Annotated in this window: 16 protein-coding genes and 1 pseudogene; 12 read left to right on the plus strand and 5 right to left on the minus strand. The window is 57.5% G+C overall.

Annotated features, from left to right (window positions below; genetic code table 11):
- Positions 1-208: 208 nt before the first annotated feature.
- Positions 209-1,087 (plus strand): annotated as a pseudogene (locus ACA070_RS02130) (cache domain-containing protein); the annotation flags it as partial.
- Between the two features lie 204 nt (positions 1,088-1,291).
- A complete protein-coding gene (locus ACA070_RS02135) occupies positions 1,292-1,999 on the plus strand; it encodes a methyl-accepting chemotaxis protein (protein WP_497451899.1) in 708 nt (235 codons plus the stop codon).
- Between the two features lie 231 nt (positions 2,000-2,230).
- On the opposite strand, the gene ACA070_RS02140 is transcribed toward ACA070_RS02135, so the two are convergent.
- The gene (locus ACA070_RS02140; RefSeq protein WP_497449848.1) at positions 2,231-4,033 is read right to left on the minus strand and encodes an acyl-CoA dehydrogenase; all 1,803 of its coding nucleotides are present in this window, start codon (positions 4,031-4,033) and stop codon (positions 2,231-2,233) included.
- 259 nt (positions 4,034-4,292) lie between these two features.
- Entirely contained in the window at positions 4,293-8,243 is a 3,951-nt protein-coding gene (gene putA, locus ACA070_RS02145) for a trifunctional transcriptional regulator/proline dehydrogenase/L-glutamate gamma-semialdehyde dehydrogenase (protein ID WP_497449849.1), read from the minus strand.
- A gap of 462 nt (positions 8,244-8,705) precedes the next feature.
- On the opposite strand from putA, the gene putP reads away from it, so the two are divergent.
- The 9 genes from putP (at position 8,706) to ACA070_RS02190 (ending at position 20,305) form a co-directional block, all read left to right on the plus strand.
- Positions 8,706-10,190 carry a sodium/proline symporter PutP gene (putP, locus tag ACA070_RS02150; protein ID WP_497449850.1) on the plus strand — a complete coding sequence of 495 codons (1,485 nt, stop codon included), beginning with the start codon at positions 8,706-8,708 and terminating at the stop codon, positions 10,188-10,190.
- 380 nt (positions 10,191-10,570) lie between these two features.
- Positions 10,571-12,589 (plus strand): type VI secretion system Vgr family protein, encoded by a 2,019-nt coding sequence (locus tag ACA070_RS02155; protein ID WP_497449851.1) that lies wholly within the window; start codon positions 10,571-10,573, stop codon positions 12,587-12,589.
- Positions 12,579-13,316, plus strand: a complete 738-nt coding sequence (locus tag ACA070_RS02160) for a DUF4123 domain-containing protein (protein ID WP_497451900.1) — start codon at positions 12,579-12,581, stop codon at positions 13,314-13,316. Before ACA070_RS02155 ends, ACA070_RS02160 begins: the two co-directional genes overlap by 11 nt.
- A complete protein-coding gene (locus ACA070_RS02165; protein WP_497449852.1) occupies positions 13,316-17,977 on the plus strand; it encodes an RHS repeat-associated core domain-containing protein in 4,662 nt (1,553 codons plus the stop codon). Before ACA070_RS02160 ends, ACA070_RS02165 begins: the two co-directional genes overlap by 1 nt.
- On the plus strand, positions 17,970-18,347 hold the full coding sequence (locus ACA070_RS02170; protein ID WP_497449853.1) for a UCP019853 family protein: 378 nt from the start codon (positions 17,970-17,972) through the stop codon (positions 18,345-18,347). Before ACA070_RS02165 ends, ACA070_RS02170 begins: the two co-directional genes overlap by 8 nt.
- 99 nt (positions 18,348-18,446) lie before the next feature.
- A complete protein-coding gene (locus tag ACA070_RS02175; RefSeq protein WP_497449854.1) occupies positions 18,447-18,860 on the plus strand; it encodes a hypothetical protein in 414 nt (137 codons plus the stop codon).
- Positions 18,860-19,276: a hypothetical protein gene (locus ACA070_RS02180; RefSeq protein WP_497449855.1), complete on the plus strand. Its 417-nt coding sequence runs from the start codon at positions 18,860-18,862 to the stop codon at positions 19,274-19,276. The genes ACA070_RS02175 and ACA070_RS02180 overlap by 1 nt, the downstream gene beginning before the upstream one ends.
- 39 nt (positions 19,277-19,315) lie before the next feature.
- A complete protein-coding gene (locus ACA070_RS02185) occupies positions 19,316-19,603 on the plus strand; it encodes a contact-dependent growth inhibition system immunity protein (RefSeq protein ID WP_497449856.1) in 288 nt (95 codons plus the stop codon).
- Between the two features lie 384 nt (positions 19,604-19,987).
- Positions 19,988-20,305: a hypothetical protein gene (locus tag ACA070_RS02190; protein ID WP_497449857.1), complete on the plus strand. Its 318-nt coding sequence runs from the start codon at positions 19,988-19,990 to the stop codon at positions 20,303-20,305.
- Positions 20,306-20,371: 66 nt separating this feature from the next.
- Here the strand turns inward: ACA070_RS02190 and ACA070_RS02195 are convergent, their stop codons facing one another.
- Genes ACA070_RS02195 through ACA070_RS02205 form a run of 3 tightly spaced genes read right to left on the minus strand, consistent with a single transcriptional unit; the run spans position 20,372 to position 21,941 of the window.
- Positions 20,372-20,788: a T6SS amidase immunity protein Tai4 family protein gene (locus ACA070_RS02195; RefSeq protein WP_497449858.1), complete on the minus strand. Its 417-nt coding sequence runs from the start codon at positions 20,786-20,788 to the stop codon at positions 20,372-20,374.
- Entirely contained in the window at positions 20,785-21,357 is a 573-nt protein-coding gene (locus ACA070_RS02200; RefSeq protein ID WP_497449859.1) for a type VI secretion system amidase effector protein Tae4, read from the minus strand. Before ACA070_RS02200 ends, ACA070_RS02195 begins: the two co-directional genes overlap by 4 nt.
- Complete coding sequence (locus ACA070_RS02205) at positions 21,357-21,941, minus strand: PAAR domain-containing protein (protein WP_497449860.1); 585 nt, start codon at positions 21,939-21,941, stop codon at positions 21,357-21,359. The genes ACA070_RS02200 and ACA070_RS02205 overlap by 1 nt, the downstream gene beginning before the upstream one ends.
- Before the next feature lie 251 nt (positions 21,942-22,192).
- Between ACA070_RS02205 and ACA070_RS02210 the strand changes: the two genes are divergently transcribed.
- The gene (locus ACA070_RS02210; RefSeq protein ID WP_462028872.1) at positions 22,193-23,029 is read left to right on the plus strand and encodes a 23S rRNA (adenine(2030)-N(6))-methyltransferase RlmJ; all 837 of its coding nucleotides are present in this window, start codon (positions 22,193-22,195) and stop codon (positions 23,027-23,029) included.
- Positions 23,030-23,034 lie beyond the last annotated feature (5 nt).

Here is a 23,034-nt window from a genome sequence, read left to right on the forward strand (position 1 = left end):
CACGGCTGTTGCAGTGTTTCAGCCTCTTATTCTTTGGGGGTGCTCCATGCAGTTCTGGCGACGCAGTATTCAATGGCAGTTGATCCTCAGTATGGGCACCGCCCTGCTGGTCAGCATCCTGATCGTGGTTGGCATTTATACCCTCGTGGTCAACCGTCTCGCCCAGAGCTATCTGGTCGAACAGGCACTGCCGTCGAGCATCGAAGCGATGCGCAACGACATCGAACGAATCCTCGTCCAACCCCTCACCGCCGCCAAGGACATCGCCAGCAACAGCATGGTGCGCGACTGGTTGGCCGGGGGTGAAAACAGTGCCCAGACCCCTGCGTTTGTGCAGTATCTGGAAGGCATCCGCGCCGAACACAAAGCCTTCACCGCGCTGATCGTCGGCACGGTTTCAAACCACTATTTCACTGAAAAAGGCCTGGACCGGACCCTCAGCCGCTCCAATCCCAAAGACGCCTGGTTCTACGCCTTCCTCGACAGCAACCAGCCCCGCACCCTCAATATCGACAATGACACCGCGACCGGAGAATTGGCGCTGTTCATCGACCTCAAGGTCGAGCAGGCCGGTAAAGTCGTGGGCGTTGCAGGGCTGGGGTTGAGCATGAAAGAGCTGTCGGAGCTGATCCACAACTTCAACTTCGGTGAGCGCGGCAAGGTCTATCTCGTGCGTTCCGACGGTTTGATCCAGGTTCACCCCGAGGCGCAATTCAGCGGCAAGCGCACATTGGCCGAGCAAATCGGAGCCCCGGCGGCGCAAGCTGTGATGGGTCAGCTCTCTATTTCCAAAGCGTCCGCCACCAACAGTGGTTTTACCCGCGACGGCGAAGATTTTCTGGCATTGAGCCTGCCATTGCGGGACCTGGGCTGGACCCTGGTGGCCGAAGTGCCACAGTCGCAGATCTACGCCGAAGCTCGTCGCGCCATGTGGATGAGCAGCGCAATTGGTCTGGCAGTGGCGCTGGTGTGTCTGTTGCTGGTGGTATTGCTGGCCCGTGGGTTGGTGCGGCCGATCCGTCAGGTAACAGCTGCGCTGGTAGCCATCGGTAGCGGTGGGGGAGATTTGACCCACCGGTTAGATTCCAGCCGCGCCGATGAACTCGGTGACTTGGCGCGCGGCTTCAATCGATTCCTCGACAGTCAGCGCGAAATGATCGGCGAAGTGCTGACCACCAGCGAGCGTCTGCGCACCGCCGTCGGCCAAGTGGCGCGCGTGGTAGATAACACTGCCGAACGTTCTGGTCGTCAGCAGGAAATGACCGACATGGTTGCCACTGCTGTCCACGAGATGGGTCTGACGGTGCAGGAAATCGCCCAGAACGCGGGTAACGCCGCCGTCGCTTCGCAGAATGCTCGCGATGAAGCCATGCAGGCGCGGGAGGTTGTGGACGGGTCGATCCGGCATATAGAAAGCATGTCCGATGAAATCGGTATCGCGGCGGGTGCCGTTGGCGAACTGGCCAATCAGGTTGCGTCGATCGATCAGGTGCTGGCGGTGATTCGCGGGATCTCCGAGCAGACCAATTTACTGGCACTTAACGCCGCCATCGAAGCCGCCCGCGCCGGGGACATGGGCCGTGGGTTTGCGGTGGTGGCGGATGAAGTGCGGACGTTGGCGCGGCGGACTCAAGCGTCCACCGACGAGATTCAGCAGATGATCGGCAGCCTCAAGCAGGGCGCGGAGAATGCGGTTTCATCCATGCATTCCGGGCAGGCGGCGACGGGCACGGGTGTCGAATCGAGCCAGCGCACGGGAGCGTCATTGACGGCAATTACCGGGCAGGTCGAGCGCATCAGCGACATGAATCATCAAGTGGCGACGGCCACGGAAGAGCAGTCGGCGGTGACGGAAGAGATCAATCGCAATGTGCAGGGGATTTCTGATTTGGCTCGGGCGACGGCCGGGGAGGTCAGGGCTTGCCGTGAGGATTGCCAGACGTTGCAGCGGCTGGCGGATGATTTGGCGCGGCAGATGGGTGGGTTTCGGTTGAAGTGAGGTTTTGTGGTGTGTCAGTTAGGGCTGCCCCTCACCCTAACCTTCTCCCCAAGGGGTAGAGGGGACTGACCGAGTTGTTCTTCGAATTACATCGACCTGAAAAACCGAGTCGAGCTCAGGTTCTGAAAACTATGCAGATCGGCCCCCTTTCCCCCTCTCCCCACTGGGGAGAGGGTTGGGGTGAGGGGTGGATTTGATGCCTGGTGAAAAACTTCGCCTCACCCTCCATTATCAAAACCACTCATCCTGCATTCCCAGACACACATCATCCCGAGCCTCAAGAATCGCCAGCTCATGGTGACAACCCGGCACTTCCCACGTCAGGAAATACCGTGCCGCCTGCAGCTTGCCCTTATAGAAGCTCACATCCGCCACATTCCCATCGGCCAACCCTTCCTCAGCGCGAATCGCCTGTTCCAGCCAGCGCCAGCCAATCACCGTGTGCCCGAACACCTTCAGGTACAACGCCGAGTTCGCCAGACTGCTGTTGACCTTGCCTTGGCCCAGATCCGTGAGCAAACCGATGGTCACCGTTTGCAGGCGCGCGACCAGTTTCTCCAGCGGTTCACGCAACGCGGTCAACGACTCATACGCCTGCGCCCGTTCGGCGGTGTTGGCAATCAAGCGGATCAATTGCTTGAGCCCCGCGCCACCGTTCTGCGCCAGTTTGCGCCCCAGCAAGTCCAGCGACTGAATGCCGTGGGTGCCTTCGTGGATCGGGTTCAAACGGTTGTCGCGGTAATACTGCTCCACCGGGTACTCGCGGGTATAACCGTGGCCACCGAGAATCTGGATCGCCAGTTCGTTGGCCTTCAGGCAGAACTCCGATGGCCAGGACTTGACGATGGGTGTCAATAAATCCAACAGCTCATGCGCTTGTTTGCGCTCGGATTCAGTCTCCAGCGTCGTGGTGTCATCGAACAGTCGTGCTGCGTACAACCCAAGGTCGAACGAGCCTTCGACATAGGCTTTCTGCGTCAGCAGCATGCGTTTAACGTCAGCGTGCTGAATGATCGCCACCGGCGCGGTGTTCGGGTCTTTGCTATCCGGAACACGACCCTGCGGACGTTCGCGGGCGTACTCCAGGGAATACAGGTAACCGGCGTAGCCGAGCATCACCGCGCCCATGCCGACACCGATACGCGCCTCGTTCATCATCTGGAACATGTAGCTCAAACCGTGGTGCGGCTTGCCCACCAGGTAGCCTACGCACTCGCCGTTATCGCCGAAGTTCAGCGCGGTGGACGTGGTGCCGCGCCAGCCCATCTTGTGGAACAGGCCCGCCAGCAAGACATCGTTGCGCTTGCCGAGGCTGCCGTCATCGTTGACCAGGAACTTGGGCACGATAAACAACGAAATGCCTTTCACCCCGGCCGGTGCATCCGGCAACTTGGCCAGCACCATGTGCACGATGTTTTCCGACAGCGGGTGATCGCCGCCGGAGATGAAAATCTTGTTGCCCTTGAGTCGATAAGTGCCGTCAGACGCAGGTTCGGCGCGTGTACGAATATCCGACAGCGACGAACCGGCGTGGGGTTCAGTCAGCGCCATGGTGCCGAAGAAGCGACCATCGATCATCGGTTGCAGGAAGCGCTGCTTCTGCTCTTCAGTGCCGAAGCTTTCGATCAGGTTTGCAGCGCCCATGGTCAGGAACGGATACGAGGTGGACGCGGCATTGGCCGACTGGAAGTGCGCGAAGCAGGCCTGGGACAACAGCGTAGGAAGTTGCATGCCGCCCGCATCGAAACTGCGCGCCGCGTTGAGGAAGCCGGCTTCGAGGAAGGCATCCACCGCCGGTTTCACTTCCGGAATCAGAATCGCCTGACCGTCTTCATAGCGCGGCTCGTTCTCGTCGCCCTTGCGGTTGTGCGGGGCGAAGAACTTCTCGGCGATGCTACGGGCAGTGCCGATGGCGGCATCGAAGGTTTCGCGGTTGTGCTCGGCGAAACGCTCACGCTGGGTCAGGCCTTCGGCATCGAGGACTTCGTACAGCTCGAAAGCCAGATTGCGGGAACTGAGCAACGTCTCGGACATGGCGGCCTACCTTTTTTTGGAATGGACCGAGTCTAGGCGTGGGAATAAAGGCTGAACAGGATGATTGATGAGCGTGATGGTGGAGCCGCGCAACGACTTAGCAGACGCCACAAAACAACTGTGGGAGCGAGCCTGCTCGCGATAGCGATGTGTCATCCAATACATGTGTCGGATGACTCACCGCTATCGCGAGCAGGCTCGCTCCCACAGGGGATATTGCTGACCGGGCGTCCGTTGCGGATGCCCGGTCTTATTGCGTTTAGCCGATGGTCATCAAGCTGGCGTTACCACCCGCCGCCGCGGTGTTAACACTCAACGCCCGCTCGATCACCAGACGCTCCAGCGCAATGCTGGTTTCGCCCTGGGACAACCCATGAACCCCAACAATCGCCCCGGCACGCTTGGCCACTTGCTGGCACACCGCACGCAGCTGATCGGAATGGCCATGATGCAGAACCGCATCAAACACCACTTCGTCCTTGTTCCAGTCGGCAACCAGTTTGATCTTCGCCTGAATGTCCTTCGGCAGACGTGCAAACAGTGCCTTGGTCAATTCAGCTTCCGGCCATACCGCCGAGCCGCCGACGGCCAACACCGCCGCCAGTTGAGTCAGCAGATCGCCTTCGACTTCCGCCAGGCACAGCACGTGTTCACGCGGCAGGATGGCGTAGCTGTTGCGCTCGCCGGTCGGGCCCGCCAGAACACGGGTAATGCCGCTTTGCGATTGCGCTGCGAACTGCACACACAGGGTGCTCAGGTCGGCAAAATTGTTGCTGTCGGCCCAGGCTTTCAGGGCGGTCAGCGGTTTGCTCATGGCATCACGCAGACGAACGTCCGGTGCAACGATGGCGTCACCGCGAGCGAAGGATTGTTCGATAGCACCGGTAGGACGTGTCGACAGCAGGCGGTACAGGTACAGCGGGCCACCGGCTTTCGGGCCAGTACCCGACAGGCCTTCACCGCCGAACGGCTGCACGCCAACCACGGCACCCACGATGTTGCGGTTCACGTAGACGTTACCGGCGTTGACGTTGTCGATCACCTTGGCGATGGTCTCGTCGATCCGGGTGTGCACACCCAGCGTCAGGCCGTAGCCGGAAGCGTTGATCTGACCGATCAGTTGATCGATGTCTTTGCGCTTGTAGCGAACCACGTGCAGCACCGGACCGAAGATCTCCCGTTGCAGTTCGTCGAAGCTTTCCAGTTCGATCAGGGTCGGCATCACGAAGGTGCCGCGTTTGACTTCTTCGCTGTTGGCGATGGCCACCTGGTACACGTTGCGACCTTTGTCGCGCATCGCCTGGATGTGCTTCTCGATGCCGGCCTTGGCTTCGGCGTCGATCACCGGGCCGATGTCCACAGACAGGCGCTCAGGGTTGCCGAGACGGCATTCAGCCATGGCGCCCTTGAGCATTTCGATGACACGGTCAGCGGAATCTTCCTGCAAGCACAGGACGCGCAGTGCCGAGCAACGTTGACCGGCGCTGTCGAAGGCCGACGACACCACGTCGATCACAACTTGTTCGGTCAGGGCCGAGGAGTCGACGATCATCGCGTTCTGGCCACCGGTTTCGGCGATCAGCGGAATCGGGCGGCCCTGTGCATCCAGGCGACCAGCGACGTTGCGTTGCAGCAAACGCGCAACTTCGGTCGAACCGGTGAACATCACACCTTTGACCCGGTCATCACCGACCAGACGAGCGCCAACGGTTTCGCCACGGCCCGGCAGCAGTTGCAGCACGCCTTCCGGGATCCCGGCTTCGATCATCAAACGCACGGCTTGAGCCGCCACCAGCGGAGTTTGTTCCGCAGGCTTGGCCAGTACCGGGTTACCGGCAGCCAATGCTGCAGCAACCTGGCCGCTGAAGATTGCCAGCGGGAAGTTCCACGGGCTGATGCACACCACCGGACCCAGCGGGCGGTGGGCGTCGTTGGTGAAATCGTTGCGTGCCTGCACTGCGTAATAACGCAGGAAGTCCACGGCTTCACGCACTTCGGCGATGGCGTTGGCGAAGGTCTTGCCGGCTTCACGGGCCAGCAGGCCCATCAGCGGCTGGATCTCGCCTTCCATCAAATCGGCGGCACGTTCCAGAATCGCGGCGCGTTCGGCGGGCGGGGTAGCCTGCCAGATCGGCGCAGCGTTCAGGGCGCACTGGATCGCGTTGTCGACGTCTTCGACGGTCGCTTCCTGTACATGGCCAACCACGTCACGCAGATCGGACGGGTTCAGAACCGGCGCAGGGGTTTCTGTGCTGGACGCGCAACCGAGCATCGGCGCAGCTTTCCAGTGGTTGTGGGCAGTGGCCAGCAGGGCGCAGGACAGCGAAGCCAGACGATGTTCGTTGGCCATGTCGATGCCGCTGGAGTTGGCGCGCTCGGCACCATAAAGATCACGCGGCAGCGGGATACGCGGGTGCGGCAGGCCGAAGCCGCCTTCCAGCGTCGCCATCTGCTCGATGCTGGCCACTGGATCGGCCACCAGCTCCTGGATCGAAATGGATTGGTCGGCGATACGGTTGACGAACGAGGTGTTCGCGCCGTTTTCCAGCAGACGACGCACCAGGTACGCCAGCAGTGTTTCGTGAGTGCCGACCGGTGCGTACACGCGGCACGGACGGTTCAGCTTGCCTTCGGAAACTTTGCCTACAACCTGTTCGTACAGCGGTTCACCCATGCCGTGCAGGCACTGGAACTCGTACTGACCGGGGTAATAGTTCTGACCGGCGATGTGGTACATGGCCGACAGGGTGTGGGCGTTGTGGGTGGCGAACTGCGGATAGATGACTTCCGGCACCGACAGCAGTTTTCTAGCACACGCGATGTAGGAAACGTCGGTGTACACCTTGCGGGTGTAGACCGGATAGCCTTCCAGGCCTTCGACCTGGGCGCGCTTGATTTCGCTGTCCCAGTACGCACCTTTTACCAGGCGGATCATCAGGCGATGACGGCTGCGACGAGCCAGGTCGATCACGTAGTCGATCACGTATGGGCAACGCTTTTGGTATGCCTGGATCACGAAGCCGATGCCGTTCCAGCCGGTCAGTTGCGGCTCGAAGCACAGGCGCTCCAGCAGATCCAGCGACAGCTCGAGGCGGTCGGCTTCTTCGGCGTCGATGTTCAGGCCGATATCGTATTGCTTGGCCAGCAAGGTCAGCGACAACAGACGCGGGTACAGCTCATCCATCACACGCTCGTACTGCGCGCGGCTGTAACGCGGGTGCAGTGCCGAGAGTTTGATGGAAATGCCCGGGCCTTCATAAATCCCACGACCGTGGGACGCTTTGCCGATCGAGTGAATGGCTTGTTCGTACGAGGCCAGGTATTTCTGGGCGTCGTGCTCGGTGAGTGCAGCTTCACCCAGCATGTCGTAGGAGTAGCGGAAGCCCTTGGCTTCGAACTTGCTGGCGTTGGCCAGGGCTTCGGCGATGGTTTCGCCGGTCACGAACTGCTCGCCCATCAGGCGCATGGCCATGTCGACGCCCTTGCGGATCATCGGCTCGCCGCTCTTGCCGATGATGCGGCTCAGGGAGGACGTCAGGCCCGCTTCATTATGGGTGGCGACCAGTTTGCCGGTCAGCAACAAGCCCCAGGTCGCGGCGTTGACGAACAGCGACGGGCTGTTGCCCAGATGCGGGTGCCAGTTGCCGGTGCTGATCTTGTCGCGAATCAGCGCGTCACGGGTGCCTTTGTCCGGGATTCGCAGCAGCGCTTCGGCGAGGCACATCAGCGCTACACCTTCCTGGGACGACAGGGAAAATTCCTGCAACAGGCCCTGAACAATTCCGGCACGGCCGCCGGCGCTCTTCTGATTGCGCAGCTTCTCGGCAATCGAGGAGGCGAGCTTGTTGGTGGCTTCGGCCATCGCAGCAGGCAGACGCGCCTGTTCGATCAGCATTGGCACAACTTCAGGCTCAGGGCGACGGTAAGCGGCGGTGATCGAGGCGCGCAGTACCGATTGCGGCAGGATGCTTTCGGCGAATTCGAGGAAGCACTGGTGGGCGTGATCCAAAGGCGCGTCGACGATGTCGTCGGAATCCTTGGTCAAACCGCTCAGCTCGGTCAGGGTTGCACCACCCTCGAGTTTTTCCAGGTAATTGAAAATTGCCTGCTTGATCAGCCAGTGCGGCGTGCGATCAATCGAGGTCGCAGCGGCCTTGAGGCGTTCGCGGGTCGGGTCGTCAAGTTTGACCCCAAGGGTGGTGGTAGCCATATTTTTATCCTCATGTTTGCCACGACCGCGTGGCATCAGCTGGCCGCAAGATTAGCTGGGCAACCTTTGAGGTGCAACCGGGTGCAACCCTTTTTTTGTCGGAATATTAAGCAGCTCGTCAGGAAATAAATTCCGGTACGAACGTACCGCTCCTGCTTGGTGCTTTTAATTCTAGAAAACCGCATGGACTGTCCTAAAAGGGAGCAAAAACAGGGCTTTTTCAGGTAAATCCGACTAGGTGCAACTTATTCTCAAAAAATGGGTTGCACCTTATTTGCTTTGTTGAATAGCATTCGCGGCCAAGGTGCAACCGGTCATAAAAGACAGGTGTGCCGGCTGATGGCTTTCCTGGGGAAACATCAGTCATAAATGCGCGGGACCTGAAATCGTCTGTCAAACGTCGTCGTTTGCGCGCGGTTCACCAGCCGCCGCTACATAAAAACAAAGCCAGGGCGTAACTTAATGAGCGTAAGCAATCCAACACTGATCACGTTCGTGATCTACATCGCAGCAATGGTGCTGATCGGCTTCATGGCCTATCGCTCCACCAACAACCTTTCTGACTACATTCTGGGCGGCCGTAGCCTGGGCAGCGTCGTGACTGCATTGTCCGCCGGCGCCTCCGACATGAGCGGCTGGTTGTTGATGGGCCTGCCGGGCGCTATTTACATGTCCGGTCTCTCCGAAAGCTGGATCGCCATCGGCTTGATCATCGGTGCTTACCTGAACTGGCTGTTCGTCGCCGGCCGTCTGCGCGTGCAGACCGAGCACAACGGCGATGCACTGACCCTGCCGGATTACTTCTCCAGCCGTTTCGAAGACAAAAGCGGCCTGCTGCGGATCATCTCTGCCGTCGTGATCCTGGTGTTCTTCACCATCTACTGCGCATCCGGCATCGTGGCCGGCGCCCGTCTGTTCGAAAGCACCTTCGGCATGTCCTACGAGACAGCGCTGTGGGCCGGTGCTGCGGCGACGATTGCCTACACCTTCGTCGGCGGTTTCCTGGCAGTGAGCTGGACTGACACCGTACAAGCCACGCTGATGATCTTCGCCCTGTTGCTGACGCCGATCATCGTGCTGCTGGCGACCGGCGGTGTTGATACCACGTTCCTGGCCATCGAAGCGCAAGATCCAAGCAACTTCGACATGCTGAAAAACACCACCTTCATTGGCGTGATTTCGCTGATGGGCTGGGGCCTGGGCTACTTCGGCCAGCCGCACATCCTCGCGCGTTTCATGGCGGCGGATTCGGTCAAGTCGATCGCTAAAGCACGTCGCATCTCCATGGCCTGGATGATCCTGTGCCTGGGCGGCACCGTCGCTGTAGGTTTCTTCGGTATCGCTTACTTCTCGGCGCATCCTGAACTGGCTGCACCAGTGACCGAAAACCACGAGCGCGTGTTCATCGAACTGGCGAAAATCCTGTTCAACCCATGGATTGCCGGTGTCCTGCTGTCGGCCATTCTGGCTGCCGTAATGAGCACCCTGAGCTGCCAGTTGCTGGTGTGCTCGAGCGCCCTGACCGAAGACTTCTACAAAACCTTCCTGCGTAAATCCGCTTCCCAGGTTGAACTGGTCTGGGTCGGTCGTGCCATGGTGCTGCTGGTTGCCCTGATCGCCATCGCGATGGCCGCTAACCCGGAAAACCGTGTACTGGGTCTGGTCAGCTACGCCTGGGCCGGTTTCGGTGCTGCCTTCGGTCCGGTTGTCCTGATCTCCGTGATCTGGAAAGACATGACCCGCAACGGCGCACTGGCCGGCATCCTGGTCGGCGCGATCACCGTGATCGTGTGGAAACACTTCGAACTGCTGGGCCTGTACGAAATCATCCCTGGTTTCATCTTCGCCAGCCTGGCGATCTACATCGTCAGCAAACTGGGCGCGCCGACTGCCGGCATGCTGCAGCGCTTCGCCGCTGCCGAGGCTGATTTCCGCCTGAACAAGTGATGGGGATGAGCTGATGCTCTGACCTTTTGCCGAACATGAAAACGGCCCGCTTCCTTTTGGAGGCGGGCCGTTTTTTTGTCTTCCGATTGTGAAGGACGTGGCGCAGATCCCCTGTGGGAGCGAGCCTGCTCCGGGCGGCGTTCCGACGATAGCGTCGAGTCAGTCGATATCAATGTTGAATGAACAACCGCAATCGCGAGCAGGCTCGCTCCCACAGTGTTTGGTAGTGGTCTTGAGGGAAATGTCTGTAGCCAAACGCACCTATTTTTGAAGGATAAATCTCTAAAAAAGTAGGGCAAATCTGATTTTCCTGTCCCTCCCTCAACACCCCTTGTCGCTCATGCAGAATCGCCCGCCTTCATTCTGCAGAGACACATCGGATGTTCGCTCCTGCCAATCAACCGCGTTTCACGTTGACGATCGACGGCGTCCAGAATGAGCTCAAAGTGCTTGAGTTCACGGGCACGGAAGCCATCAGCCAACCCTACCGCTTTGACCTGGAACTGGTCAGCGACCGGCCGGACATCGAGCTCGAAAGCCTGCTGCATCGTCAGGCCTTTCTGAGTTTCGATGCACAAGGTTGCGGCATACACGGTCAGATCTTTCGCGTCGGTCAAAGCGACTCCGGGAAACGTCTGACGGGATACCAAATCAGTCTCATACCGCGGCTGGCCTACCTCGGTCAGCGCATCAATCAGCGGATCTTCCAGCACAAAAGCGTGCCGGCGATCATCGCGCAGGTCCTCAAGGACCATGGCATCCAGCGCGATGCGTTCGAATTTCAACTCGGCAGCGACTACGCGCCTCGCGAGTACTGCGTGCAGTACGCCGAAAGCGACCTCGCGTTTATCCAGCGGCTGTGTGCCGAGATCGGCATTCATTACCACTTCCAGCACAGTCCCGACGGGCATCTGCTGGTGTTCGGCGACGATCAAACGGTGTTCCCGCGTCTGCCCGAGCCGACGCTGTACCTGCCAGGCAGCGGCATGGCGGCGGATGCGCCGGCCATCAAGCGATTCAACGTACGACTTGAGACCCGCACCACGGCGGTTACCCGTCGCGATTACGACTTTCAGAAGCCGCGCCTGCAACTTGAAAACCGTGTCGACAGCGAACAGCGCCCGGTGCTGGAGGACTACCACTTTCCCGGCCAATTCACTGATCGCGAATACGGCAAACAACTGACGCAAAGAGCGCTGGAGCGCCACAACACGGACTTTCGTCAGGCCGAAGGTCGCGGCGACGATTCTGCGTTGGTCAGCGGACATTTCCTGCACCTTGCCGAGCATCCGCGTCAGACGTGGAACGACCTGTGGCTGATCACCGCAATCGAACACCGTGGCCGACAGCCGCAAGTGCTGGAAGAGTCGGCCACCAGCGACGACCCGGATGACTTCCAGGGCTACCGCAATACCTTTCTGGCGACGCCGTGGGACGTTTCGTTTCGTCCACCGCTGGGGCCGGAAAAGCCACGCATGCTCGGTTACCAACCTGCCGTGGTCACCGGCCCGTCTGACAGCGAAATCCATTGCGACGAACATGGCCGGGTCAAAGTCCAGCTCGCCTGGGACCGCGACGGTCAGCTCAACGAACATTCCAGTTGCTGGTTGCGAGTCGCCACGGGCTGGGCCCACGACCATTACGGCAGCGTGCTGATCCCCCGAGTCGGCATGGAAGTGCTGGTGGGTTTCATCGACGCCGATGCCGACAAGCCGCTGGTGATGGGGTGCCTGCCCAACGCCGCAACACCGGTGCCGCTGGATCTGCCCGCCGACAAGACCCGCAGTATTTTCCGCAGCCAAAGCAGTCCCGGAGGTGGCGGTTACAACGAGTTGCGCATCGAGGATCGCAAAGGGGCCGAGGAGATCTACCTGCGCGCCCAGCGAAACTGGACACAGCACGTGTTGAACGATCAACAGGTGCAGGTCGATAACCAGCGCAGCATCGTCGTCACGGGAACAGCTCGCCATGAGCTGAAGGCTGACGAACAGCGCATCACCCACGGCCAGCGTCAGACCGAAGTGAAGCTCGACGATCACCTGCTGGTGGTCGGCGATCGACACATCCGCGTGACCAGTCAGGCGCTTAACGCCAGTCAGCAATTCCACGTCAGCGCCGGTCAGCAAGTGGTGATCGACGGCGGCGCCAGCGCGACGATTCAGGCGGGCGGACAGTGGATCAACATTGGCCCGGGCGGGATTTTCAGCAGTGTGCCTATTCAGGTTGGGGGCGCGCTGATGCCGGCGATGGCTGCCGCGCCCGTGTCGCCGAATGCGCCGTTGAAACTCGCCGCCGCCCCGGCCGCCCTGCTGAGCGCTGCACAGATCATGAGCCTGCAAAGCGATGCGCCGTTCTGCGAAGAATGCGAGCGTTGTAAGGACGGTGTCTGTGCAGCCTGATCGCTTGTCCCCCCACGCCTGGCTGGAACGCCAACCGCTCAAACCGTCCGAGCAGTTATTTGCGATTTTCGGCAGCGCGAGTGCTGCGCAGCCGCTGAACGCCTGGCAGCAAACGACCACGGCACAAGCGCCGAGCCCGATCTGGGCCGACACCCCGTATGCCGAGTGGGAACCGGTGATGCCCTATGTCGGAATCGTCGCCGTTGGCAATGGGTTTCTCGAATGGGCCGCCACGACCGAGTCTTGTGACTGGGGTTGGCTGGCGGTTTCTTCTGCCTCTCAAGAGGTGCTGGTCGAGCATCTGCGCAGCCTCACACAAGTTCTGTTGCCCAACGGTAATGCGGTGTTTTTCCGCTTCTGGGATGGGCGTTATCTGTTGCCGATTCTTCAATCTGCCGACGTTAACGCCACGCAGTTAATGCCGGTGATTGACCGCTGTTTGATCAATGGGCAGCCGCTCGATATCGGCGGCAGTGCATTGAAAACTTCCCAGGTTTTTCCGTGGTGGGAAGTTTCTGAAACGCTGCTCGAAGACCTCGCCGCCGAGTCCGCGACAACCCGCATCAACAACTTGGTGAAGTGGTTAAGCGAGGACCGTCCTGATCTTTTTGAGGCGTTTTCTGAGCCCGTTTTGCGGCACAAAGTCGCGATCTTTCTGCAGACGCCCGACCTGCCTCAAGCACCGAAACAAGCCTTGGTGGATTATCTGATGGCGGAGCTGAACTGATGGATCAGATTGTGCGTATCGAGCAGGAGCTCGACGGTTTTAAAGACACGTTGGTTTTGTATCGCGAGCAGCTTGGCGAATTCTTGAGCCGGAATGCGGACAGGGTTAGCCGGGTTGCGGACATGCCGTCGCTGATGGACATGGAGCGGAAGATCAAACTGGGGAATACCAGTAAGTCCGTAAGCAAAAGTGATGATGATTTTTTCTCCAGTGTTGCGCAGTGCCCGGAAAGCGGGATTCTGGAGATCGAGAGCAAGTTTGAATCGGTTTACGACATTCCGCTGGGGAACATTTCAGTCGATGTGATTGCCATGGATGGTGGTGAGAGCAAACCGGTCACGCTCGATGAACAGGGCAGAGGAAAATTTACAGGCACGGCCGGCAAGTTCTATCGCGTCCATGTCCAGAGTGAAGTGACCCCGGCACAAATAAAGGATCTCTTTTCCTCTTACGATGGCCTGACCTCGGAACTGGAAGGTTGGCTGCGCAAGGAGTGGGAAGGGTTCAAGCCGCAGTGGTCGCAGTCGGCTTTTGCAGCCGCGGGTAACGGAATGCTCGCTGGAAGTTGGGCCGCGATTGTTGGTGTGTGGGACAGCATCAGCCTGCTCTCGGACATTTTCCAGGATCCCCGAAAGTTCGTTGACCGCCTGGGTAGCGGTGCCGCCCAACTGGCCGAACTGGCGGAGAAATTCCCGGCAACGATGGAAAAGGTCCAACTGCTGGTCAGCGATGAAGCGGCCCTCTGTCTGTTGTTGCGCACGGCCAGCCTCTGGTTGGAGATGCTGCCTCCCAGCGAAATCACCGGAAAAACGGCCGAAGCGGTTTCAACCGTGGTGGTGCAACTGCTCATCGATATTCTGATCGGAGTAGTTCTGACTTTTGCGGGTGCAGGCGCAGGCATTGCCTATTTGGGTATGCGCCTTGCCAACTACGGCGCCCGGATCGCCGACGCTGTTGTGGGTTTCGTCAAAGCGATCTTCAACATCATCAACAGCTTCATTACTTATGTTGATCGCTACAAAAAAGTGGCCGCGCGCGGTGTGGCGGCAGGCCTGAAACAAGGTCGCATGCAACTGCGCTGGGATGCCAAGCGCAACACCACGCTTAAGCAAAACGAACACCACGACAACGTCCCGGATCAAGCGAAAAACCCCAACGGCGACAGCGCCGATTCCGTCGATAAAACCGCCACCAACAAATGCCCGGTCTCGATGGTCACCGGTGAAGAACTGCTGACCCTCACCGACGGTTCGCTGGACGGCATTCTGCCGTTCGACTTCACCCGGCTCTACCGCACCAGCGCCGCTGAGATCGACTGCGGCCTCGGTTTCGGCTGGAGCCATTCGTTATCCCATCGGCTGGAAATCGACGGCGACACCGTCATCTGGATCGACCACGAAAACCGTCGCACCACGTTCCCGCTGCCGAGCAGCGCACGCCCGGCAATTCACAACAGCCTCTCGCGCGCCGCGATTTACCTCGGCAATGAACCCGAAGAACTGATCCTCGCCGTCGCCGGCGACGAGGCACGTTTCTACCATTTTCATAATGGTTTTCTGACAACCATTAGCGACGCTTACGACAACCGGCTGCGCATCACCCGCGACCGCCAGGACCGCATCCAGCGACTCGACAACGGTGCCGGCCGCGCCTTGTTGCTGCGTTATGAACGCAGCCATCTGGTCGCCGTCGACTATCAGGTTTTTGTCCCCGCCCAGACCCTCGAAGAAGCCTGGCAGACCGAGCAAACACTGGTCTGTTACCGCTACGACGAACGCGCCCGACTCATCGAAGCCACCAACGCCATCGGCGAAAGCGAGCGCTACGACTACGACGATCAGCACGTCATCCTCCAGCGGCAACTGGCCGGTGGGGCGAGTTTCTTCTGGGAGTGGGAAAGGTCCGGCAAGGCTGCCCGATGCATCCGCCACTGGGCGTCGTTTTCACAAATGGATGCGCGTTATCTCTGGGATGACGAGGGCAGCGTCACCGTCCACAACATCGACGGCAGCGAAGAGGTTTACGTCCACGACGAGCAGGCGCGGCTGGTGCGCAAGGTCGAGCTGGGCGGCGGCGAACACCTCAAGGCCTATGACGACCAGGGTCGTTTGATTGCCGAGCAAGACCCGCTCGGCGCCGTCACCGAATACCGCTACGACGAAGTCGGACGACTGGTGGCGCTGATTCCCCCCCAAGACGAACCAACGTCCTACGAGTACCGCAACGGTTTCCTGTACGCGCGCTATCGCGGCAAAGCCGTCTGGAAGTATCAGCGCAATGCCCAGGGCGACATCACCGAAGCGACCGACCCCGACGGCCACGTCACCCACTATCACTACGACGAAAAAGGTCAGCTGCTGTCGATCCGCTACCCGGACACCAGTCGGCATGTCTTCGTCTGGAATGGCTTGGGGCAACTGGTCGAAGAGACGCTGCCGGACGGCGGTCAGCGGCGGTTTTCCTACGATGCGCTGGGGCGGCAGATTACCCGGCAGGATGAACACGGTGCGGTCACCAAGTCCCAATGGGATGCCGTCGGCCGACTGATCCAGACGACACTGCCTACCGGTGCTGTCCGTGCTTTCAGCTACAACGCCTACGGAAAAATCACCGCCGAACGCGATGAACTGGGCCGCGTTACGCGCTACGAATACGTCGACGATCTGCACCTGGTCAGCCGCCGCCTCAATGCCGATGGCACCCAGCTCAAGTATCGCTACGACAACGCGCAGCTGTTGCTCACGGAAATCGAAAACGAATCTGGCGAAAAATATCGCCTGGACTACACGCCCGGCGGATTGATCCGACAGGAAACCGGCTTCGACGGCCAACGCACGGCGTACGCCTACGACCTCAACGGCCACCTGCTGGAGAAAACCGAGTTCGGCGACGATGGTTCGCAACTCGTCACCGCTTATGAACGAGACTCGGCAGGGCGGTTGCTGGTCAAAACGCTGCCCGACGGCATCAAGGTCGAATACCGCTACGACAGCCTCGGCCGACTGATCGGCGTCGACGACGGCCACGACCATCCGCTGGAATTCGAATACGACCATCAGGACCGGCTGATCACCGAGCATCAAGGTTGGGGCACGTTGCGGTATGGCTATGACGCCTGCGGCCAGCTCAACCGCCTGCGCCTGCCGGACGGCAGCAAACTCGATTACCACCACGCCAAGGGCGGCGCGCTGACCGCCATCGACCTCCACGGCGCGCGGCTCACCACTCACCAGTTTGCCTTCGGTCGCGAACAACAACGCCAGCAAGGCCAGCTCACCAGCCACTACCACTACGACGAACAGGGCCGGCTGCAAGCCCACGCGATCAACCAGCAAACCCGACCGCTGTACATGCGCCATTACGGCTACGCGGTCAACGGCAACCTCGCGACCATCGCCGACAGCCGCCACGGCCAACGCAGCTATTACTACGACCCGCTCAACCGCCTGACCCGGGTGCGCCACACCCGCGACGACCCACCGGAAACCTTCGCCCACGACCCGGCCGGCAACCTGCTGATGCAGGATCGGCCCGGTTTGGCGACCGTTAAAGGCAATCGCCTGCTGATGCAAGGTGACCGGCATTACGACTACGACGCCTTCGGCAATCTAATCCGCGAACGCCGCGGCACCGCGCAAAAACTCGTCACCGAATACCGCTACGACTGCCAACACCGATTGGTCGGCGTCACGATGCCAAACGGACGTTGCTCAAGTTATCGCTACGACGCCTTCGGCCGCCGCATCGCCAAAACCGTCGACGGCAAAACCACCGAGTTCTTCTGGCAAGGCGACAACCTCATCGCCGAAAGCAGCCGCGAGCACTACCGCAGCTACGTCTACGAACCCGGCAGCTTCCGACCACTGGCCATGCTCGACGGCAAAGGCCCGCGCAAGGCCTGCCCGTTCTACTACCAACTCGACCACCTCGGCACGCCGCAGGAACTGACCGATTTTGGCGGCGAGATCGTGTGGTCGGCGAAGTACAACGCCTACGGCAAAGTCACGCACCAGACGTTCGGCGGGGGCGAGCAACTTGAGCAACCGCTGCGGTTTCAGGGGCAGTACTTTGATGCGGAGAGCGGTCTGCACTACAACCGGCATCGGTACTATGATCCGGAGGTTGGACGGTATCTGACACCGGACCCGGTGAAGTTGGCGGGTGGGCTGAATCAGTACCAGTACACGCCGAATCCGACGGGGTGGGTTGATCCGTTGGGGTTGAGCGGGAATTGTCCGCAGTCGGGTAAGGCTGGGTGTGAGGCGCCGGATGTTACGACTGGGGTTAAGGTTGATGAAGGTGAGCGGAAGGTTCCTAAACCAAAAACACGCCCTCAAAATTTTGCTGATGAAGAAAAGCTGATTAGGCACTATAAAAAGCACGGCGCAGAATTTAAGGCTATGAGCAAAGAAGAGTATTTACTGATAACCCGCGATGTTGTGAATCATGGCACGCGTGTGGAGTACGAATACAAAAATGAAATTCGCACGGGTTATTTGCAGTTGATAGGCAATAATCGGAAAGGTGAAGCAAAGTTCGCTTTTGTAGGCACAAATGATAAGCAGGAAATTACGACGTTGCACACGAAAAGCGGAAAAGAATTCTGGAAAACTATAAATGGTAATGCACGCGATAAATTAGTGAGGCCAGCGAATGACTAATAGATATGAAGTAGTAGTGCTGGCAGTAGATCCGGTGGACGAGGACGAAGTCTTGTTGCTCGTTAAAGGTTTGGAAATTAAATGCTTCGCAAGCTACTGCCCATCAAAAATTGAAGTGGGAGAAACCTATGACGTTGAGTTCGATTTGGTGCTTCCCGACAACGATGTTATTGCTGCGGCAGAGGGGCCCGTCACTACACTGATACAAATGAAAGATGCCGGATTTTCATGCGCGCTTTATGGGTATTTGGATGGGGGAGTGTTTCGATCTTTTGTTGATTTTTCGGATCAGGATATTCACTATGACTATCCTCATCTGAACGGGCGATTTGTAAAAATTCAGGTAGATCGAATAGACGTGTCTTTCTGACAGAGGTTGCGCAACTTGCGGGCAAAATAAATCTGCCCGCTTTCTCTATTTTTGCTTTTATGTATTTTATTGTGTTTCGTTATAGTCGGTTTTTGAAAAATGACGTTATTAATACCTAAAAAATTGATTTCTATACTGCGAGCTACGTGTAAGAGTTTGGCGAAGAGTGCGGGTTCTGCTGTTCAGCAGCAAACCACTAGCTGCGAACTTCATGGTGAAAGAAAGAGGTGGAGAGCCGTTCCAAGCTCTAAGTTTATAAGCTATACAGCGCAGCTGAATGCTTATAATGAAGCGATGACAAGGGAGGCTAGAAAAATGTCTCGTTTTACTGGGGAGGATAGTAAAGGAAATTTGTTAGTAGGTATGGAGGCTGAAAATGTAGGTCAGGGATATGAGCCTAATCCTTTAGATCCAGCAAATCCGCGTTTTATTCCTCAGATGAATGCCTTTGAGATGAAATTCGACTTTGAGACACTGCAGCCTATAGCGCTTTACCCGATAGAGAAAATCTAATGTTGATGCATCCGTATCTGAATGTTCCATATAACCCAAGCCTTGGGCACTTTCTCGGTGGGTTCGATATATATGATCGCGAGGAGAGTCTTGGGGTTGAGTTGTTGGCGTTCGACCCTGACTGTCCTTCAGATAGAGAATTTTTAATATCTCGGTTTATTGTCAAGCGCTTCGAAGCTTTGAGTTATCGGCACAAGTTTGTTTTGTTCTTTGTGTTGGGAGAGGCTCTTGATGGTGACTCGAGTGTTTTTGCTGAAATTTTGGAACATGATCCGATGTCTCATTCGTTACTACCTCTTGGGTGGAATGAAATGAAAAATCCTAGAGCGTTTTTTGAAGATGTGTACCTCAAGTTATCCGAGGCGTGGGTTGATGATCTGTATAAAGCGAGTCAGGAGGATTTTTCAACTTGGTGAGGGTTAGTACTTAACCTAGGGATCAGGGTGTGCAGAATAATGAGCACTAGATTTCCCGCGTTATTCCAATTCCTTGCGGGCTACTTCCATGAAGATTGGCATTGTGATCACGAGCTTGAGAATGATGTCGTTCGATCATTCGTTGCTGAATCATCGTTAAAAACGATTTCTCAGGTAAAGGACGAGTTACAGGTCGTTTTGCGCACTGTCCAGAGTGAAGAAGAACTACAAGCATTCTTGTTTGAAGAAATAGGATGTTCCTACTATTACCCCTATGCATGGACGTCAGGGCGAGTTTGGTTGGAACATATTTTCGGGATGCTTTAGCTTGCAAGTTATTAAAGATTCTCCATACATCGATGCGGGTGCGTGACGAAATTTCTGGACAAGCTCGTCGGAATTTTCCTTCACGTCGCGGCGGTTTCCATGAACTGGTTTGAAATGAATTCCATCGATAGTCTTTGGTTGTCACTGAAATTTCAGTGGCGGGGTGTAGGAACCCTTCAAGACCGATGGGATGCTCTTAGCGTCAATGCTTGGTTTGCGGCCGTTAACAGGCGTCCGTAAGATCATTTGCGGCGGCTATGCGCGGGCACGCTTCGGCGTGGTCGAGTTTTCCCAAAGGTCTCGATATTCCTACCTCGCGTATAGCTGCCACCCTAGCCTGTAGGAAGGCTGATGGCAGCTCCTATTCTTCTTTGGGAGCTTCAAATGAAAAATCTTCACCCCGATCCACCCTACGAAAAACCAGTCCCCCATCCCGATAACCGCTTCATGGCCCTCACCAGCAACTGCAACGACATGCCCACGCTGTTCGTCGATACCCACGCGCCGCTCGATGTTTTATATGACGCTGCCAGCTATCGAATTCGCGCCGTCACGCAGGTGCTTGAGAACCTGTCGATGCGCGGTTCGGTCGAGTGTGAGTCGTTCATCCTGAGTGATTTCGCTTTGCTCTGCGCCATTCCATTGCGCGATGGCTGTGATGTGCTGGACGTGATTGGGCGGCGGTTGCAGGCTCGGCCCTAGCATCTGAATAAGAATGATCCTTCCTGTTTGATTGTAGGAAGGATCGTCCTTACTCATTTTGATGATCTACTTTGGCAGGTATTGATCCTGAGACTGAATGAATGTGTCGAATTCCCTGGAGTTGTAAACCTCAAGGCAACCATAAAAGACCATTTTTTTATCAGAATGCTTGCTGACGGATGAGGTCTTTGCATAGGCATTACGCATGTACTTCTCGGTTTCTGCGTAAGGGTCGTGTGTGACCTCGAGGGTGTCCTCGTTTTGAATGATCAGATGCTGACCTTTGCCCATCGACGAGTAGGCGCCAATCGCAAGTCTAATGTCCGATTTGATGTCTGACTCGTCCTTGAATTGGCTGGAAATACAGTTGGCCAATCCATAATCTTTAAGCGTTTCTCGCGCCTTATCGATATTGATTTCAGCAGATATGGTTTGCCCTGCAACGAGCAGCAGTGCCAGCACAATTAGCCGCGAGTGTGTCATCCCTTCAACTCCCAAAAGTTTATTTTTTCCAGCTTTACCCTTGGATTGTCATAGGTATGGCTGTCTTGCCTGTGGTAGTCACTGTCATCACCGGTCGCGCTCCCGTTCCAAAGGGTTGCGTGGCCTGACGCGTCGCTCCATCCGGTGATTTCCATAACAATGACGCCTTTTTTTCCATTTATAAAATCTGAATTGGTTTGCGTCAGCGTATGGTCGGGCTCGCCCCAGTTGTGTCTAAGAAAGGCGAGAAAATCGACCACCTTCATAATGTAAGGCAGCTGGTCCGCTCCACTCAGTCGATAGATGGGCTGGTTTTGTATGATCGTGCCTTTGGGGATTTTGTAGCCGCCGTAATTAAACGCTCTGCTTATCCTCAATGCGCAGGCATTCGCATAAGCATCAGGCTTCTCCGCTCTTGCCGCTTCGACTCCGCCTCCGACAAGTCCGTAAACCTCGACTGAGCCCTTATGACCTACTTCTGCATATGCGTTCCATAGAGTGCTGAAGCGAGGCCTTTTAACCGAGATGCTGGAAGACACTCCGCCAGCATTGATGACAACTTGAGCCATTATGCTTCCCCTTCCATGTCAATGATTTCGCTTCCAAATGCGTTTGGAATGATGGCTACGCCTTTGGCCCCAACTATCCCTGTCAATACTTTCTCGGTGTGTCCGCTAATGTTGACGGTGACCGTATCGCCGGGCAAATAACCCGAGGTTTTCACATGAATATTCAAGTCGGTGTAAAACCGGGAAACTGACTCAACAGGAACCTGCTCATCGCCATAGGACATGGAAATATCGGTGATGGACTTGGGACGATTCAGCAGGGCAGTGGTGCCTGAAAAATCTGCTTTGTTGTGTTCTGCTCCGCCATATACAGATGACTGAGCGGACATCACCTTGTTGGATTGTGGAGGGCAGCCGCAGGCAACGTAGTCACCTTCCAGGGCAACCAATCCGGCCGGCAACGTAATGGTTCTGGGACCGACCGCGACGATGGGGCCTTTTCCTTTGCTGCAGGCTGGGCAACTTGCCAAGTGTCCAATGGATGAGGTGCTTACAGCGTAATCGATGTTAATACCGACATTCCCTTCCAGTACGGTGCCGCCGGTTGAGGTAGGCGCACCGATACCAATCATTTTCCGTCCCATGTAAATCTCCATTTTACGGGCGTCAGGTCGGTCCGATCTTCGCACTCATGTGTAAGCTTCACGATGGTAGGTCTTTGGCAAAGTGTGACCTGATGTTGCTCGCCAAATGAGCAAGATCAAAAAATCGCAGACTTCGGTGGCTCCGGCGCGGGGGAGTGATTGCGATTGCTAGACCGAACGCCCGCTCAGCCGCGAACCCCTGACGTTCGCCTCGGTACAAGGTAAACTTCCCGGCCTTCGCAGGAGCAATCATGAATTATCGTCACGCCTTCCATGCCGGCAATCACGCCGATGTGTTCAAACACCTGACTTTGACCCGCCTCATCGCCCTGATGTCGCGCAAGGAGCAGCCGTTTGCCTATCTCGACACTCACGCTGGCATTGGTCTGTATGACTTGCAGGGCGACCAGGCGAGCCGTACCGGTGAGTACCTGGAAGGTATTGCGCGGTTGTGGGATCAGCCGGATTTGCCGGCGCTGACCGCCGATTACATGAAGGTGCTGCACGACATGAACCCGGATGGCCAGTTGCGTTATTACCCGGGTTCGCCTGAGCTGGCGCGGCGTCTGACGCGGCCGCAGGATCGGGTGATGCTTAACGAGAAGCACCCGGAGGACGGCGTGCTGCTCAAGGACAACATGGCCGGTGATCGCCGGGTGAAGGTTCACTTGGGCGAAGGCTGGCATGTGCCGCGGGCGATGTTGCCGGTGCAGGAGAAGCGGGCGGTGATGTTGATTGATCCGCCGTTTGAGCAGCTGGATGAGATGCAGCGGTGTGCGGCGTCGCTGAAAGAGGCGATTGGCCGGATGCGCCAAACCGTGGCAGCGATCTGGTACCCGGTGAAGGACCAGCGCATGTTGCGTCGTTTTTATCAGGATTTGGCTGGTAGTGGCGCGCCGAAGTTGTTGCGGGTGGAGTTGCTGGTGCATCCGCTGGACACGCCGAACAGTTTGAATGGGTCCGGGTTGGCGATTGCGAATCCGCCGTGGGGGCTGGAAGAGGAATTGCGTGAGTTGCTGCCGTGGTTGTCCAAGAAGCTTGGGCAGACCCAGGGTGGGTGGCAGATGGATTGGTTGATTGCTGAGTAAGCCAA

Source organism: Pseudomonas sp. LBUM1678 (genome assembly GCF_059695575.1).